At 70.3% G+C, this 17471-nt stretch carries 12 protein-coding genes and 3 pseudogenes; all 15 read left to right on the top strand.

Annotated features, from left to right (window positions below; translation table 11 throughout):
* Window position 1: 1 nt before the first annotated feature.
* The 15 genes and pseudogenes from murD (at window position 2) to ACZZ0J_RS00900 (ending at window position 17469) form a co-directional block, all read left to right on the top strand.
* Window positions 2-1529: pseudogene (murD, locus tag ACZZ0J_RS00830) on the top strand (UDP-N-acetylmuramoyl-L-alanine--D-glutamate ligase).
* Entirely contained in the window at window positions 1498-2757 is a 1260-nt protein-coding gene (gene ftsW, locus ACZZ0J_RS00835; RefSeq protein WP_123340369.1) for a putative lipid II flippase FtsW, read from the top strand. The pseudogene murD and the gene ftsW overlap by 32 nt, the downstream one beginning before the upstream one ends.
* A pseudogene (locus tag ACZZ0J_RS00840) lies at window positions 2754-3892 on the top strand (UDP-N-acetylglucosamine--N-acetylmuramyl-(pentapeptide) pyrophosphoryl-undecaprenol N-acetylglucosamine transferase). The gene ftsW and the pseudogene ACZZ0J_RS00840 overlap by 4 nt, the downstream one beginning before the upstream one ends.
* Complete coding sequence (gene murC / locus ACZZ0J_RS00845; protein WP_463434161.1) at window positions 3889-5292, top strand: UDP-N-acetylmuramate--L-alanine ligase; 1404 nt, start codon at window positions 3889-3891, stop codon at window positions 5290-5292. Before ACZZ0J_RS00840 ends, murC begins: the two are co-directional and overlap by 4 nt.
* Window positions 5289-6575, top strand: a complete 1287-nt coding sequence (locus tag ACZZ0J_RS00850; protein WP_463434163.1) for an FtsQ-type POTRA domain-containing protein — start codon at window positions 5289-5291, stop codon at window positions 6573-6575. The genes murC and ACZZ0J_RS00850 overlap by 4 nt, the downstream gene beginning before the upstream one ends.
* A gap of 232 nt (window positions 6576-6807) precedes the next feature.
* Window positions 6808-7968 carry a cell division protein FtsZ gene (gene ftsZ / locus ACZZ0J_RS00855; protein WP_463434165.1) on the top strand — a complete coding sequence of 387 codons (1161 nt, stop codon included), beginning with the start codon at window positions 6808-6810 and terminating at the stop codon, window positions 7966-7968.
* Between the two features lie 7 nt (window positions 7969-7975).
* Window positions 7976-8701: a YggS family pyridoxal phosphate-dependent enzyme gene (locus ACZZ0J_RS00860; protein ID WP_463434167.1), complete on the top strand. Its 726-nt coding sequence runs from the start codon at window positions 7976-7978 to the stop codon at window positions 8699-8701.
* 43 nt (window positions 8702-8744) lie between these two features.
* Window positions 8745-9326, top strand: coding sequence for a cell division protein SepF (locus ACZZ0J_RS00865; protein WP_463434169.1), 582 nt, complete (start codon window positions 8745-8747; stop codon window positions 9324-9326).
* Between the two features lie 70 nt (window positions 9327-9396).
* Entirely contained in the window at window positions 9397-9693 is a 297-nt protein-coding gene (locus tag ACZZ0J_RS00870) for a YggT family protein (protein WP_111085780.1), read from the top strand.
* 264 nt (window positions 9694-9957) lie between these two features.
* A complete protein-coding gene (locus tag ACZZ0J_RS00875) occupies window positions 9958-10644 on the top strand; it encodes a DivIVA domain-containing protein (protein ID WP_194648708.1) in 687 nt (228 codons plus the stop codon).
* 145 nt (window positions 10645-10789) lie between these two features.
* On the top strand, window positions 10790-11377 hold the full coding sequence (lspA, locus tag ACZZ0J_RS00880; RefSeq protein ID WP_463438117.1) for a signal peptidase II: 588 nt from the start codon (window positions 10790-10792) through the stop codon (window positions 11375-11377).
* A complete protein-coding gene (locus ACZZ0J_RS00885; protein WP_463434172.1) occupies window positions 11374-12303 on the top strand; it encodes an RluA family pseudouridine synthase in 930 nt (309 codons plus the stop codon). The genes lspA and ACZZ0J_RS00885 overlap by 4 nt, the downstream gene beginning before the upstream one ends.
* A gap of 448 nt (window positions 12304-12751) precedes the next feature.
* Window positions 12752-16233: pseudogene (dnaE, locus tag ACZZ0J_RS00890) on the top strand (DNA polymerase III subunit alpha).
* A 13-nt stretch (window positions 16234-16246) separates the two neighbouring features.
* Entirely contained in the window at window positions 16247-16597 is a 351-nt protein-coding gene (locus tag ACZZ0J_RS00895; RefSeq protein ID WP_194648710.1) for a DUF2200 domain-containing protein, read from the top strand.
* On the top strand, window positions 16594-17469 hold the full coding sequence (locus ACZZ0J_RS00900; protein WP_463434175.1) for a hypothetical protein: 876 nt from the start codon (window positions 16594-16596) through the stop codon (window positions 17467-17469). Before ACZZ0J_RS00895 ends, ACZZ0J_RS00900 begins: the two co-directional genes overlap by 4 nt.
* The last annotated feature ends 2 nt before the right edge of the window (window positions 17470-17471 follow it).

Here is a 17471-nt window from a genome sequence, read left to right on the forward strand (position 1 = left end):
GGTGGCCTCGTCCTCCCGCCTCCAGTCCCTCGACAGCTGGTACTCCGAGGGGTGGAAGGGCCTGAACGTCGCCGTCCTCGGGCTCGGCGCGACCGGGTTCTCGGTCGCCGACACCCTGGTGGAGCTCGGCAGTGCGGTGACGGTCTACTCGTCCGACGCGCCGTCGGACAGCGTCGAGCTGCTCGACGTCATCGGCGCGCGCTTCGTGCAGACGCCGCTCGACACCGTGCCGGCCGCGCTGCAGGAGCAGGCACCGGACGTCGTCATCGTGTCGCCCGGCCTGCCGCCGCACAACGCGACCGTCGAGTGGTCCGCCCGGAACAGCACCGTCTGGGGCGACATCGAGCTCGCCTGGCGCGTGCGCGACAAGGTCGTGCGCGGTCCGGTCGCGGCGCCGTGGATCACGATCACGGGCACGAACGGCAAGACCACCACGACGCAGCTCACCACCGCGATGTACGAGGCCGGCGGCCTGCGTGCCGTGGCCTGCGGCAACATCGGCGTGCCGGTGCTCGACGTCGTCCGCGACCCGGACGGCTACGACGTGCTCGTCGTCGAGCTCTCCAGCCACCAGCTGCACTACATGGCGACCTCGGGTGACGGCGCGGTCGTGCCGCTCGCGAGCGCCTGCCTGAACATCGCCGACGACCACCTCGAGTGGCACGGCTCCGCCGCGGCGTACCGCGCCGCGAAGGCCAAGGTCTACGAGCGCACCGTGATGGCGTGCGTCTACAACACCGCCGACGACGTCACGCGTGACATGGTGCAGGACGCCGACGTCGTCGAGGGCTGCCGTGCCGTCGGCTTCACGCCGGGGTGCCCGCGCCCGGTGACGTCGGCATCGTCGAGGACGTCCTGTGTGACCGCGCCTTCACCGAGGACCGTCGGAACAGCGCGCTCGAGCTGTCGACTCTCGCCGACCTCGAGGTCGCCGGGCTCGCCAGCCCGCACATGACGATGAACGTCCTGGCTGCCGCGGCCCTCGCCCGAGCCGGCACCGTCCAGCCGAGTGCGATCCGCTCCGCCGTCCGGGCCTTCCGCGCCGACCACCACCGTACGGAGCTCGTGGCGGAGTCGGCCGGCATCGCGTGGGTCGACGACTCGAAGGCCACGAACCCGCACGCCGCCACCGCCTCGCTCGCGTCGTTCGACACCGTGGTGTGGATCGTCGGCGGTCTGTTCAAGGGCGTCGACGTCGACGGGCTCGTCGCACGCTTCGGCCCGGAGGTCCGTGCCGTCGTCGTGATCGGCACCGACCGGACCCCGTCCTGGAGGCATTCGCGCGACACGCGTCCGGGGTGCCGGTGCTCCAGGTGGAGACGACGGACACTGATCAGGTCATGCCCGAGGCGGTCCGGCATGCCGCATCGGTCGCGAGGCCGGGCGACACGGTCCTCCTCGCCCCGGCGGCTGCGTCGTTCGACCAGTTCGGCTCCTACGCCGACCGGGGGCGTCGTTTCGCGGCGGCGGTCCACGAGCACCTGGGAGGCAACGCCGATGGCGACGACGGATCTTCCGAACAGTCGTAGCACGCCGGCGACGGGCAACCCGCGTCGCACGAACGGTGCACTCGTCGCCGTCAAGAACGTCTTCGTCGCCGAGTCCAGCACCTTCTACACGATCCTCGGCGTCACACTCTTCCTGGTCGTCTTCGGCGTCGTGATGGTGCTGTCGTCGTCGAGCGTCGAGCAGTACGCCGCGACGCACGACTTCTTCGGTGCAGCGTCCCGCCAGGGTCTGTACGCCGTCCTCGGCGTCCCGCTCATGCTCATCGCGAGTCGTGTCCCGACGCGGCTGTGGCGGAAGTGGGCGATGCGACTGCTCGGCGCTGCCCTCGTCCTGCAGCTCCTCGTGTACACACCGCTCGGCATCGACGTCCAGGGCAACCGGAACTGGATCGGCATCGGCTCGTTCACCGCGCAGCCGTCCGAGGTCGTGAAGCTCGGGCTGGTGCTGGGCATCGGCGCGATCATGTACGTCAAGCGCGACAAGCTCGACGACTGGAAAGAGGTGTTCATCCCGATCGGGATCGCCTCGCTCCTGTCGCTCGGCCTCGTGATCCTCGGTGGCGACCAGGGCACCGCGATGATCATGCTCATCCTGATCCTCGGTGCGCTCTACGTCGGCGGGGCCCGCGCGCGGCACCTGCTCGTCGGCCTGGCGGCGATGGCGGTCATGCTGCCGTTCGTCACGATGGCCTCGTCCTCCCGTCAGGTGCGCATCAGCGCGTGGCTGTCCGGCTGCACCGACTCGAACCAGTACGCCGACCTGTGCTGGCAGCCCGTGCACGGCATGTGGGCGCTGGCGTCCGGTGGCGTGTTCGGCGTCGGACTCGGCAACTCGAAGGCGAAGTGGTCGTGGCTGCCCGAGGCGGACAACGACTACATCTTCGCGATCATCGGCGAAGAGCTCGGCCTGATCGGCGCCGTCGTCGTCCTCGCACTGTTCGTCGTGCTCGCCGTCGGCATGATCAAGATCATCCGGCAGTCCCGCGACCCCTTCGTGAAGACGGTCACGGGCGGCATCCTGGCGTGGATCATCGGCCAGGCGCTCGTGAACATCGCCGTGGTGCTCGGCCTGCTGCCGGTCCTCGGCGTCCCACTACCGCTGATCTCGGCCGGCGGGTCCGCGCTCATCATGACCCTGGTGGCGATCGGCGTCGTGCTGTCGTTCGCCCGCGACCTGCCCGGCAAGAACGACCCGCGCACCACGAACGCGCCCCTCGACAGCACCACCACGAACGGACGACTCCGGTGAGCAAGTACCTCTTCGCCGGCGGGGGCACCGCCGGACACGTCAACCCCCTGCTCGCGGTCGCCGACCGGCTGACCGAGCGCGAGCCGGACGCCGAGGTGCTCGTCCTGGGCACCGCCGAGGGCCTGGAGTCCCGCCTGGTGCCGATGCGCGGCTACGAGCTCCTGACGATCCCGCGCCTGCCGTTCCCCCGGAAGCTGAACGGCGCGGCCCTGCGCTTCCCGCAGCGCTTCGCCGCGGCGGTCAAGCGCACCGAGCAGATCATCCGCGAGCGCGAGGTCGAGGTCGTCCTCGGCGTCGGCGGCTACGCGGCGGCGCCGGCGTACATCGCAGCTCGTCGCACCGGCACCCCGATCGTCGTGCACGAGCAGAACGCGAAGCCGGGGTTGGCGAACCGCCTCGCCGCGTTCCTCACCGAGCACGTCGGCCTGACCTTCTCGAACACCCGACTGCGGCACGGCCGGGTCGTCGGCATGCCGCTCCGGCGCGAGATCGAGTCGCTCGACCGCCGTGCCAGCCGCGCCGAGGCCCTCGACGAGTTCGGGCTCGACCCGGCTCGCCCGGTGCTCCTCGTCACGGGAGGCTCCTCGGGCGCGCGCAGCATCAACCGCACGATCAACAAGTCGGCGGCGACCATCGTGGGCGCCGGCTGGCAGGTCCTGCACGTGGTCGGGGCGGCGTCGGACATCGGCCCGAGCGACCTCGACGGCTACCACGTGCTCGCCTACTGCGACCGGATGGACCTGGCGTACGCGGCGAGCGACTTCGTCGTGTCGCGCTCCGGCGCCGGCATGGTCTGCGAGCTCACCGCGGTCGGGCTGCCGAGCGTGCTCGTGCCGTACCCTGTCGGCAACGGCGAGCAGCGGCACAACGCGAAGGACGTCGTCGACGCCGGGGAGCAGTGCTCGTGGCGGACGGGGAATTCGACCCCGACTGGGTGACGTTCCAGCTCCTGACGATCCTGCAGGACCGGGCCCGCATCGCGGACATGACGGTCCGGGCAGGCAGCGTCGGACACCGCGACGGCGCGGACCGGATGACCGACCTCGTCCTGGACGCAGCACGAGGCACCGAACGAGGTGCCGCACGAGGAACCGCACGAGGCAACGGCGCCGCCAGCACCACGGAGGAACCATGACCATCAAGCCGGACCTGACGCAGCCGATCCCGGACGACCTCGGCACCGTCCACTTCGTCGGCATCGGCGGCGCCGGCATGAGCGGCATCGCCCGGATGTTCCTCGCCGCCGGCCACCGCGTGACGGGCAGCGACTCCCGCGAGACCGAGACGACGGGCATCATGCGCGACCTCGGCGCCGCGGTGCACATCGGCCACGACGCCGCGAACGTCGGCGATGCGGACACGATCGTCGTCACGAGCGCGCTCTGGCCGGACAACCCCGAACTGCTCGAGGCGCAGCGCCGCGGCCTACCGGTGCTGCACCGGTCCCAGGCCCTCGCCGCCCTCATCGCCGAACACCGCCTCGTCGCGGTCGCCGGCGCGCACGGCAAGACCACCTCGACCGGCATGATCGTCACCGCGATGGTCGAGCTCGGCCTCGACCCGAGCTTCGTGAACGGCGGCGTCATCCAGTCGCTCGGTACGAGCTCGGCGCCCGGCTCGAGCGACCTGTTCGTGGTCGAGGCCGACGAGTCCGACGGCTCGTTCCTGCTCTACGACGTCGCGGTGGCCCTGATCACGAACGTCGACGCCGACCACCTCGACCACTACGGCAGCGAGGAGGCCTTCACCGAGGCCTTCGTCGAGTTCGCCGCGAAGGCGAGCGAGCGCGTCGTGATCTCGAGCGACGACGCCGGCGCGAAGACCGTCACGGCGGGCATCCGAGCGCGTGCCGACGCTCCCGAGGTGGTGACGTTCGGCGAGGCCGTCGACGCCGACGTGCGCATCGAGCGGATCATCGAGTCCGCGGGCGTCGAGGTCGCGTTCCGCGCCGACGGCGAGGCACACCACCTGACCCTCCGCGTGCCGGGTCGGCACAACGCGATCAACGCCGTCGGTGCCTTCGCGGTCCTGACCGGCCTGGGGGTGAGCGCCGCCGACGCGATCCGCGGGCTCGAGGCCTTCGGCGGGACCCAGCGCCGCTTCGAACTGCACGGTGTCGAGCGCGGGGTGTCGGTCTACGACGACTACGCGCACCACCCGACCGAGGTCGCCGCGGCGCTCAAGGCCGCCCGCAACGTCGTCGGCGACGGCCGCATCATCGCCATCCACCAGCCCCACCTGTACTCGCGAACCCGTCTGATGGCCGGTGACTTCGCGCGGGTCTACGAGGAGCTCGCCGACCACACGGTCGTCCTCGACGTCTACGGCGCGCGCGAGGACCCGGAGCCCGGGGTCACCGGCGCCCTGGTGCAGGAACGGTTCGCCGACCAGTCTCGCGTGGAGTTCCTGCCGGACTGGGACGAGGCCGCCGCCCGTGCCGCCGCGGTCGCCCGCGACGGCGACATCATCATGACGCTCAGCTGCGGTGACGTGTACCGGATCATCCCGCAGGTGCTGGGAGCGTTGGGCCGGTGAGGCGACCCGAGGGGTTCGACGAGGGGGACGCCCGCAGGGACGCCCCGGTCGAGGGCGCCGACGCGCCCCGGCAGCGTCGTGGCCCCTCGATGCCGCGGCTCTCGTTCCGCGGGAGCACACCCGACGACCGGGAGGCCCGTCCCACGCCCGACGAGTCGGCTGCGGTCGCCGAGACGGCCGACCCCACCCCGGCCCCCGGTCTCTCCGGAACGCGCCCCCCAGGGGGCGGTGCGCCCTCGAGTGTCGGGGCGCGACGACCGTCCGCGGGCGCGGATCCGACCACCGATGCCGCCGACTCGACGCGCGACCGCGTCGGCACCCTCGCGGGCGCGGCCGGCCGCCGCGTCGGCGCCGGCTTCGGGGCCGTCGCCGACCGCCTGCGCGAGTACACACCGGACGAGGACCACCGCGACTCGCGCCCCGATGCGGGCAACGCGCCCCGAGGAGACGGGGCGCGACGACCGTCCGGGGGCGCGGCGGGCAGTGCAGGCGACCACGACGCGACCGTGACCGACGTGCTCGACGCGGGGAGTGCCTCCCGGCCGGTCCAGCACGACGACGCACCCATCGGTGCCGGCGTCCGCGCTGCCGAGACCGCGCGTGAGGCGCGCATCGCGAAGCGTCGCCGTCGCCTGCTCGAGCGCGCCGAGGTGCGGCGGTTCACCCGGCGCAGCCGCCACCGTCGCGCCGCCGGGATCACCGCGGCCGGCATCGTGCTCGTGCTCGGCGTCTCGATCCTGGTGGCCGTGTTCTCGCCGCTCATGGCGCTGCAGACGATCGAGATCAAGGGCACCGACCGCGTCGACGAGACCGCGTTGCGACAGGCCCTGTCCGACCAGATCGGCACCCCGCTCGCCCGGCTCGACTTCGACGAGATCAAGCAGGACATCGCGGGCTTCCCGCTCATCGAGAGCTACGTGACCGAAGAGGCGCCGCCGCACACCCTCGTGGTGACGGTGACCGAGCGCACGCCCGTCGTCGCCGTGCAGTCCGGCAGCTCGTTCGACCTCGTCGACCCGGCCGGCATCGTCGTCCAGTCGGCTCCGAAGCGTCCGGACACCATGCCGCTCGCCGACATCGCCCGTGCGCGCCTCGGGTCCTCGAGCTTCCGCACCATGACCGAGGTCGTGCTGGCGCTGCCGTCGACCGTCCGGTCGCAGGTCACGCGGGTCGCCGGGTCCACCGCCGACGACGTGACCCTGACGCTGCGCGACACGTCGACGGTGGTGTGGGGAGCCCGGACGACTCCGAGGCGAAGGCTGCGCTGCTCGCCGCGCTGGTGAAGGACCACGCGGCGCGGAACCCGGGTGTCGTCGTCGAGTACGACGTGTCGGCGCCGGACAACGGCGTGATCCGCGCGAAGGACTGGAATTGCCGACCTGATCGGCGACACGCGGCGTGGCGGGGCGACAGTGCGCGGAACCCACCCGTAGCGTCGAAGACAGCACCACATCTACCAGCATTGCCCCTGAACTTCAAGTAGAGGTTGAGGGTTCAACCGGAGGCCTGACTGACGTGACCACGAACCACAACTACCTCGCCGTCATCAAGGTCGTCGGTGTCGGCGGCGGCGGCGTCAACGCCGTCAACCGGATGATCGAACTCGGCCTCCGTGGGGTCGAGTTCATCGCGATCAACACCGACGCGCAGGCGCTGCTGCTCAGCGACGCCGACGTCAAGCTCGACGTCGGCCGCGAGATCACCCGCGGCCTCGGCGCCGGCGCGGACCCCGAGGTCGGCCGTCGTGCCGCCGAGGACCACGCCGAGGAGATCGAAGAGGCCCTCGCGGGTGCCGACATGGTCTTCGTCACTGCGGGTGAAGGCGGTGGGACCGGCACGGGTGGTGCGCCCGTCGTCGCCCGCATCGCCAAGTCGATCGGTGCCCTCACCATCGGCGTCGTCACGAAGCCGTTCAGCTTCGAGGGCAAGCGCCGCCAGTCGCAGGCCGAGAACGGCGTCGCCGGGCTCAAGGACGAGGTCGACACGCTCATCGTCGTCCCGAACGACCGCCTGCTCGAGATCAGCGACCGCGGCATCTCCATGGTCGAGGCCTTCGCCACGGCCGACCAGGTGCTCCTCGCCGGCGTGCAGGGCATCACCGACCTCATCACCACCCCGGGGCTCATCAACCTCGACTTCGCTGACGTCAAGTCCGTCATGCAGGGTGCGGGTTCCGCGCTCATGGGCATCGGCTCGTCGCGCGGTGCCGACCGTGCCATCAAGGCCGCCGAGCTCGCCGTCGCGTCCCTGCTGCTCGAGGCCTCGATCGACGGAGCGCACGGTGTGCTGCTCTCGATCCAGGGTGGCTCGAACCTCGGCATCTTCGAGATCAACGACGCCGCGCGTCTGGTGCAGGAAGCCGTGCACCCCGAGGCGAACATCATCTTCGGTGCGGTCATCGACGACACCCTCGGCGACGAGGTCCGCGTGACCGTCATCGCCGCGGGCTTCGACGGCGGCGAGCCGGCGCAGCAGCAGAAGGAGCGTCGCTCGAGCTACGTCGACCCCGAGTCGAGCGCGACGGCCCCCGTCGCCGCGTCGACCGGTGCGATCGAGGACTCCAGCACGTCGAGCCCCTCCTGGGCCTCGCAGGAACACCAGCCGCCGGTGCAGCGCGCCGCCGACCCGGCGTTCGACGACGACGACGAGCTCGACGTCCCCGACTTCCTGAAGTAATCGTTCCGTGGCAGGTGATCCGCGCCTCCCGTCCGCCTCGTCCCACGACGACGGACTGGAGGCGCGTCTCGCGTCCGTCCGGAGCGGCATCGCCGACGCGGCGCGCGCCGCAGGGCGTTCGGCCGACGACCTCACGCTGATCGTCGTCACGAAGTACCACCCGGCGTCGCTCGTCCGTGCGCTGGCGTCACTCGGCGTCACCGACGTGGGGGAGAACCGCCACCAAGAGGCACAGGCCAAGGCTGCTGAAGTCGCCGACCTCGACCTGACCTGGCACTTCATCGGGCAGCTGCAGTCGAAGAAGGCCCGACAGGTCCGTCGCTACGCGCACGTCGTGCAGTCCCTCGACCGCACGTCGGTCGTGGATGCCTTCGCGCCGACCGAGGCCGAGCCGGAGCCACCGGTGATCGACGGGTTCGTGCAGGTCAACCTGACCGACGACCCCGGCCGCGGCGGCGTGCAACCGGACGACGTCGAGGCGATGGCCGAACGCGTACTCGAGACCGGCACCATCCGGTTGCGCGGGGTCATGGCCGTCGCGCCGCTGGACGAGCAGCCCCGTGCGGCGTTCGCCCGACTGCGGGCGATCTCGGACCGGGTCGTGGCGCTCGAGCCCGGCGCCACCGACATCTCGGCCGGCATGAGCGGCGACTACGCCGACGCCGTGCTCGAGGGCGCGACACACCTGCGGATCGGTACCGCAATCACGGGAAATCGGCCGGCAGCACCCTAGCCTCGTTGCAGGGCATCCACGTGCACCAACCTCCGGAGGAACCATGGCCAACCCGCTGAAGAAGACGATGGTCTACCTCGGCCTCGCCGACGAGGAACTCGACTACGAGGACGAGCAGCCGCAGCAGACCGCGCCCGCGCGCCAGCAGGCTCCGGCCGCTCCTGCCGCTGCACTTGAGAGTCCCGCACCTGCGGCTGCCCCGGTCGCCACGGCTGCTCCGGCCGCGGCGCCCGCAGCTGCACCGGCTGCGACGAAGACGCACACCCACCAGCGCGGCGCCCAGGTCACTCCGCTCCGCCGCTCGCACACGACTGCACAGAAGGCGACCCCGGTCCAGGAAATGAACGAGATCCTCACCGTCCACCCGCGCGAGTACAAGGACGCCCAGTCCATCGCCGAGAGCTTCCGCGACGGGATCCCCGTCATCATCAATCTCTCGCAGATGACCGAGAACGACGCCCGACGCATGATCGACTTCGCCTCCGGCCTGTCGCTCGGCCTGTACGGCAAGATCGAGCGCGTCACGAACAAGGTCTTCCTGCTGTCACCCGCACACGTCGCAGTGAGCGGTGAGCCTGCTGAGGTAGAGTCCGACATCGAGGCGAACTTCTTCGCCCAGTCCTGAGCCGTACCCGGCCACCCGCCCGTGAGCGTCGTCGCATGACGGCACTCGCCCGAGACGAGCGAGCCCCATCGTGTCCGTGATCCTAGGGATCATCTCCCTCGCCCTCCTGCTGTACTTCTTCGTGATGTGGGGGCGGTTCGCGCTCGACCTCGTGCAGAACTTCAACCGGTCCTGGCGGCCGCGCGGGGGACTGCTCGTGGTCTCCGAGTTCGTCTACACGATCACCGATCCGCCGATCCGCGCGGTTCGGCGGGTCCTGCCGCCGCTCCGCATGGGGCCGGTGGCACTCGACTTCGGCTGGACGATCGTCATGCTCGTCGTGATCATCGCCCGGGTCGTCGTCAACGGCATCGCGGTCGCGGTCTGACCCGATCCAGGTCCGATCCTGACCCGGTCAAGGTCCGATCCTGGCTCGATCCTGGCTCGATCCTGGCTCGATCCTGGCTCGATCCAGGTCCGCGACACGCGCCGCGCCGATGCAGCGATCGTCGTTCCTCCCCGTCGTCGGTGTACGGTGGTCGGGATCGATGCTCGCCTCCGGCGCGGCATCCGCACCACACGTGGTGACTGGTACGTTCGGTCACGACGCAAGTGGTTCCACACGTTCAGCAGTTCTATTGAGGTGACGGCAATGGCTTTGACGCCGGAAGACGTAGTCAACAAGCGGTTCCAGCCGACGAAGTTCCGCGAGGGCTACGACCAGGACGAGGTCGACGACTTCCTCGACGAGGTCGTGGTCGAGCTGCGTCGCCTGACCGCGGAGAACGACGAGCTCCGCCAGCGCCTGCAGGCGGCCGAGTCGGCCCCGCAGTCGGCGCAGACCGAGCAGCCCGCTCCCGCGGCAGAGCCCGAACCGGAGCCCGTGCCGGCCCCGGTCGAGGCGGCGCCGGAGCCCGCTCCGGTCGCAGCGGCCGCCCCGGCGACCACGGTCCCGGCGGACGAGGACACCGAGGGCACCACGAACCTCCTGACGCTCGCGCGTCGTCTCCACGAGGAGCACGTCCGCGAAGGTGTCGAGAAGCGTGACGCGCTCATCGCCGAGGGCACCGCCCAGGCAGCGCGTCTCGTGTCCGAGGCCGAGGCCAAGCAGCGCCAGATCATCGCCGACACCGAGAACACGAACCGTCAGCGTGTCCAGGTGCTCGAGCAGGAGCAGCGCCAGCTCGAAGGCAAGATCGACGAGCTCCGGACGTTCGAGCGCGACTACCGCGCCCAGCTCAAGAGCTACATCCAGGGGCAGCTCTCCGAGCTCGACTCCTCGAACGAGCAGTCCGGTCTCACCCCGGCGCCGGCATCGGCGCAGGGCTTCGGCAACTGACGTTGTCGCGACCAGCATCACGAGCGAAGGTCAGTGTCCGCGCGATCGCGGCACTGGCCTTCGCCGCTGTCGTGGTGGTGGCGTTCGACCAGGTCGCGAAGGCGCTGGTCGTCGCGAACCTGCCGTACGGCACCCCGTCCCGATCCTGGGCGGGGCGCTCCAGTTCCTGTACGTCCGGAACCCCGGGGCGGCGTTCTCCTTCGCGGTGAACATGACGTGGGTGTTCTCGATCATCTCGGCGGCGGTCGTCGTCGCGATCATCATCTACTCGCGCCGGATCCGGTCGATGTGGTGGGCCGTCGTGCTCGGCATGCTGCTGGGCGGCGCGCTCGGCAACCTGATCGACCGACTCTTCCGTGAGCCCGGCTTCGGCCGCGGCCACGTGGTCGACTTCATCTCGACGCCGTGGATGATGCCGGCGATCTACAACGTCGCCGACTCGTTCATCTGCATCAGCATGGTGGTCTTCGTGCTGCTGGTGATCCTCGGGGTGAACCTCGACGGGTCCCGCACGGTCTCCGCCAAGCGCGCTGCGCAGGCGGACACGACGGAGCCACTCGACGGCGGGGCCGCGTTCTCGGTGCCCGCAACCGACGCAGCAGCGCCCGCAACCGGCACTGCAGCGCCCGCAACCGGCACTGCAGCGCCCGCAGCGGACCTGCCGGAGCCGGAGCGGGCCTCCCGTCCGGCACAGCACGACCGGCGCGACGCGCTGGGGCACGACGCCACGTGACCGAGTCGCGTTCTCTTCCCGTCCCCGACGGGCTCGCCGGCGAGCGTGTCGACGCCGCCATCGCGAAGCTCCTCGGGTTCAGCCGGTCGTTCGCGGCCGACGTCGTCGCCGCCGGTGGGGTCCGGGTCGACGGCGTCCCCGTCGACAAGTCCGACCGCCTGCACGCCGACTCGTGGCTCGAGGTCGAGTGGTCCCCGAAGGAGCCGCCGCGCATCGTGCCGGCGGCCGTGCCCGGGATGACGATCGTGCACGACGACGAGGACATCGTGGTCGTCGACAAGCCCGTCGGCGTCGCCGCGCACCCCTCGCCCGGTTGGGACGGTCCGACCGTGCCCGGGGGCCTCGCCGCAGCGGGCTTCACCATCGCGACCTCCGGCGCCGCCGAGCGCGCGGGCATCGTGCACCGCCTCGACGTCGGCACGTCCGGGCTCATGGTCGTCGCGAAGACCGAGCTCGCGTACACCCACCTCAAGCGCGCCTTCAAGGAGCGCACGGTCGAGAAGGTCTACCACGCGCTCGCGCAGGGGCACCCCGACCCGACCTCCGGCACCGTGGACGCGCCCATCGGTCGGCACCCGTCGAGCGACTGGAAGTTCGCGGTCACGGCCGACGGCAAGCCGAGCGTCACCCACTACGAGACCCTCGAGGCGTTCCGGTCGGCGACCCTGCTCGAGGTGCACCTCGAGACCGGGCGCACCCACCAGATCCGCGTGCACATGGCCGCGACCCGCCACCCGCTGGTCGGCGACACGATGTACGGCGCCGACCCGGTCCTGGCGCAGGAGCTCGGGCTGACCCGCCAGTGGCTCGATGCCGTCCGGCTCGGGTTCGACCACCCGCGCACCGGCGAGTGGGTGTCGTTCAAGGCGGAGTACCCCGACGACCTGCGCCTCGCGCTCGACCGCATCCGAGCCGCTTCGTCCTGACGCGCGCGAGCCGGTCGCGTGGTTCGCGTCGGTCGCGCCGGTCGCGTCGGTCGCCGAGGTTCCGAAATCTCGGCATGTCGGCGCGCTGTGCGTCGGTCTGTGGAACCCCGGCGGAGCGCACGCGGGGTGTTGTGGAACCTCGACGGGGGAGCGACGGGCGTGCCGCATCCGTCACGTTCACACCCCGGACGGGAGGCCCGTGGCGACGCCGCCCCGTGCCTCCCGTCCGCCGCGCGCGGGCTCCACCGCCGTGCGGACACGTTCCTGCACCCTCGCCGGACTGCGCCCGGCGTGTCGTGCGACCTCGGCATCGGACCGCTCGGACACGCGCGGGTTTGTCCGCGGTCGCGGTTAGGCTGTTCGCGTCCCGCAAGCAGCTCGTTCGACCGGAGGTTCCGTGGCGGATTCCGACTCCTTCGTCCACCTGCACGTGCACAGCGAGTACTCGATGCTCGACGGCGCTGCCAGGCTCGGCGACCTCGTGCAGGAGACCGCTGCGCAGGGCATGCCGGCCGTGGCGGTGACCGACCACGGCAACATGTTCGGCGCCTTCGAGTTCTGGAAGGCCGCCAAGGCCGGCGGCGTCAAGCCGATCATCGGGACCGAGGCGTACATCACCCCCGGACACACCGCACGGACAAGACCCGTGTGCGGTGGGGCGACGGCGGTGGGGACGACGTCTCCGGTGCCGGCTCGTACACGCACATGACGATGTTCGCCGAGAACACGACGGGCATGCACAACCTGTTCCGGCTGTCGTCGAAGGCGTCGCTCGAGGGCTACTACTTCAAGCCGCGCATGGACATCGAGCTGCTCGAGGAATACCACGAGGGCATCATCGCCACGACGGGGTGCCCGTCGGGCGAGGTCCAGACGCGCCTGCGCCTCGGCCAGTACGACGAAGCCGTCAAGGCCGCCGCCGACTACCGCGACATCTTCGGCAAGGAGAACTACTTCGCCGAGGTCATGGACCACGGACTCGAGATCGAGCGTCGGATCATGAGCGACCTGATCCGGCTGGCGAAGGACCTCGACATCCCGCTGGTCGGTACGAACGACCTGCACTACACGCACTCGCACGACGCCAAGTCGCACGCCGCCCTGCTGTGCGTGCAGTCGGGTTCGACGCTGAACGACCCGAACCGGTTCAAGTTCGACGCCGACGAGTTCTACCTGAAGTCCCCGCAGCAGATGCGGCACGTCTTCCGCGACAACCCCGAGGCCTGCGACAACACGCTGCTCATCGCCGAGCGGTGCAACGTCGAGTTCGACACCTCGGCGAACTACATGCCGAAGTTCCCGGTGCCGGCGGGCGAGACCGAGCACTCCTGGTTCGAGAAGGAGGTCGCGAAGGGGCTGGACTACCGGTACCCGGACGGCATCCCGGCCGAGGTGCAGGAGCGTGCCGACTACGAGGTCGGCATCATCAACCAGATGGGGTTCCCGGGGTACTTCCTCGTGGTGTCCGACTTCATCCTGTGGTCGAAGAACAACGGCATCCGCGTCGGTCCCGGCCGTGGTTCCGGTGCCGGCTCAATGGTCGCGTACGCGATGCGCATCACCGACCTCGACCCGATCCGGCACGGCCTGATCTTCGAGCGGTTCCTGAACCCGGACCGCGTCTCGATGCCCGACTTCGACGTCGACTTCGACGACCGGCGCCGCGGTGAGGCGATCAAGTACGTCACCGAGAAGTACGGGTCGGAGCGCGTCGCGCAGATCGTCACGTACGGCACGATCAAGGCGAAGCAGGCGCTGAAGGACTCCTCGCGCGTCCTCGGGTTCCCGTTCGGTATGGGCGAGAAGCTCACCAAGGCGATGCCGCCGCCCGTGATGGGCAAGGACATCCCGCTCACCGGGATCTTCGACAAGGACCACCCGCGCTACAAGGAAGCCGTCGACGTCCGCACCGTGGTCGAGAACGACCCCGAGGCGAAGACCGTCTTCGACACCGCGCTCGGGCTCGAGGGGCTGAAGCGCCAGTGGGGCGTGCACGCGGCCGGCGTCATCATGTCGAGCGATCCGCTCATCGACATCATCCCGATCATGAAGCGGGAGCAGGACGGCCAGGTCGTCACGCAGTTCGACTACCCGGCAGCGGAGTCGCTCGGCCTGATCAAGATGGACTTCCTGGGGCTCCGCAACCTCACGATCATCAGTGACGCCCTCGACAACATCAAGAACAACCGTGGCATCGAGCTCGACCTCGAGACCATGGGACTCGAGGACCCCGAGGCGTACGCGCTCCTGCAGCGCGGTGACACACTCGGTGTCTTCCAGCTCGACGGCGGGCCGATGCGCGGGCTGCTGCGCCTGATGAAGCCCGACAACTTCGAGGACATCTCCGCGCTCATCGCCCTGTACCGTCCGGGCCCCATGGGTGCGAACTCGCACACGAACTACGCGCTCCGCAAGAACGGCGAGCAGGCGATCACGCCGATCCACCCGGAGCTCGAAGAGCCCCTGGCGGAGATCCTCGGCGGGACCTACGGCCTGATCATCTACCAGGAGCAGGTCATGGCCATCGCGCAGAAGGTCGCGGGGTTCTCCCTCGGCCAGGCGGACATCCTCCGCCGCGCGATGGGCAAGAAGAAGAAGTCCGAGCTCGACAAGCAGTACGCGGGCTTCGAGAAGGGCATGTTGGACAACGGCTACTCGGCCGCGGCGATCAGGATGCTGTGGGACATCCTGCTGCCGTTCTCCGACTACGCCTTCAACAAGGCGCACTCCGCCGCGTACGGTGTGGTCTCGTTCTGGACCGCCTACCTCAAGGCGCACTACCCGGCCGAGTACATGGCGGCGCTGCTCACCTCGGTGGGCGATGCCCGCGACAAGCTCGCGTTGTACCTGAACGAGTGCCGCCGCATGGGCATCAAGGTCATGCCGCCGGACGTCAACGAGTCGATCGGCTTCTTCGCCGCTGTCGGTGAGGACATCCGGTTCGGCATGGGTGCGATCCGCAACGTCGGGTTCAACGTCGTCGACGACATCGTGAAGGCCCGCACCGACAAGGGCGCGTTCGAGTCGTTCCACGACTTCCTGCGCAAGATCCCGATCTCGTCGGCGAACAAGCGGACCGTCGAGTCGCTCATCAAGGCGGGTGCCTTCGACGAGTTCGGCGATTCCCGCCGCGCCCTGGTCGAGATCCACGAGGGCGCGGTCGAAGGCGCCGTCAAGGTCAAGCGCGACGAGGCCCACGGCAACGTCGGCTTCGACTTCGACTCGTTATTCGCCGAGGTCGCCGAGGAGTCGCCGGCCACCGGTCCGGTGTCGCAGGTGCCCGACCGTCCGGAGTGGTCCAAGCGCGACAAGCTCGCGTTCGAGCGCGACATGCTGGGGCTCTACGTCTCTGACCACCCGCTCGCGGGTCTCGAGATCGAGCTCGCGAAGCACCAGTCGATCACCATCGCCGACCTCATCGCGGCCGACGACTCGGTCGAGGGGGAGACCGTCACGGTCGCGGGGCTGTTGACGAGCGTGCAGCACCGGGTGGCGAAGACGAGCGGCAACCCGTACGGCATCGTCGACATCGAGGACTTCGGCGGCCAGATCGGCGTGATGTTCCTCGGCAAGACCTACCAGGAGTTCGGACCGTCGCTCGTGGCCGACTCGATCGTGGTCCTGCGCGGGCGCGTGAACGTCCGCGACGACGGCAAGGCCCTGCACGCGGTGAGCATGTTCCAGCCGGCGATCGGCGACGCGATGGGCTCCGGTCCGCTCACGTTGTCGCTGCCGGAGCGGCAGGCCACCACCTCCACGGTGACGGAGCTCGCCGCAGTGCTCGGACGGCACCAGGGCGAGACCGAGGTCCGGCTGAAGCTGCTGAAGGACGACGTCGCGCGCACGTTCGAGCTGCCGTTCCCGGTGAACCTGACACCCGACCTGTTCGGCGAGCTGAAGAGCCTGCTCGGGCCGCGCTGTCTGGTGTAGCAGGGATGTGACCGTGGCCGGACACCGGATCTTCGGGACGCCCTTCGCGGCGGTCTACCCGCACTACCTGGCGAAGGTGGAGCGGAAGGGCCACACGAAGGGTGATCTCGACGCCGTCATCACGTGGCTGACCGGGTTCGACGACGCAGCGCTCGCACGGCACCTGGCGGACGAGACCACGTTCGAGGACTTCTTCGTCGCCGCGCAGCTGCACCCGAACGCGCCGCTCATCACGGGCGTGATCTGCGGAGTGCGGATCGAGGAGATCGACGACCCGCTCATGCGGCAGATCCGGTACCTCGACAAGCTCGTCGACGAGGTCGCGAAGGGCCGTCCGATGGCGAAGGTGTTGCGGACCGCGTGACCGGAGCCGACGGGAGCGTTCCCGGCGCCGAGGTGCTGCGTGCCTTCGGGGTCGCCGAGTCCACGCCTGTGCCGCTCGCGGGCGGGCGCGGGCTGACCTGGCGTGCCGAGGGCATCGTCCTCCGGCCCCACGACGATCCGGCGGCGACCGACTGGCGTGCCGGCGTCCTGGCGGAACTCGAACACGCAGCGGAGTCCGAGCACCCGGCTGAGTTCCGCACGCCTCGGCCCGTGGCCGCCCGCGACGGCAGCTGGAGGTCGGGGGACTGGGAGGCGTGGGAGTTCGTGCCCGGTGCGGCCGACGAGTCCCGCGTCGAGGACGTGATCCGGGCGGGCCGTGCCTTCCACCGCGCGATCGCCGGCCTGGAGCGGCCCGCGTTCCTCGGCACGGATCCCGGCGCCGTCACCGCCCCGTGGGCCCGTGCCGACCGGATGGCGTGGGGCGAGGAACCGCTGCCGGCGGACCCGATCCTCGCCCGGCTCGCCGCGGCGTTCCGGCCGGTCCGAGCGCCGTCGCAGCTGGTCCACGGTGACCTGCTCGGCAACGTGCTGTTCGCTGACGGGCAGCCGCCGACGATCATCGACTGGCCGCCGTACTGGCGTCCAGCGGAGTTCGGCGCAGCGATCGCAGCCGTCGACGCTGTCTGCTGGCACGGCTTCCCGGTCGGGCGACTGGCAGCCCTCGGCAGGGCCGCGCACGGGGCTGCGGCCGAGGCAGACGAGCCGGAATGGACGTCGCTGCTGACCCGGGCGCTCGTGTTCCGCATCGCCACACTGCACCTGCTCGGTGTCTGGGACGCCGCGGCCGTGGCACACCACCGGCCGGTCGTCGACGCACTCGTCGGACGGCGGACGCCCACGTCACCTCGGTAGGC

The sequence above is a fragment of the Curtobacterium sp. AC272 genome, from assembly GCF_979258155.1.

Excerpts from the sequence above, each read along its gene's own strand:
- ftsW (WP_123340369.1), top strand. The coding sequence starts at position 1,498 with ATGGCGACGACGGATCTTCCGAACAGTCGTAGCACGCCGGCGACGGGC.
- murC (WP_463434161.1), top strand. The coding sequence starts at position 3,889 with ATGACCATCAAGCCGGACCTGACGCAGCCGATCCCGGACGACCTCGGC.
- ACZZ0J_RS00865 (WP_463434169.1), top strand. The coding sequence starts at position 8,745 with ATGGCCAACCCGCTGAAGAAGACGATGGTCTACCTCGGCCTCGCCGAC.
- ACZZ0J_RS00875 (WP_194648708.1), top strand. The coding sequence starts at position 9,958 with ATGGCTTTGACGCCGGAAGACGTAGTCAACAAGCGGTTCCAGCCGACG.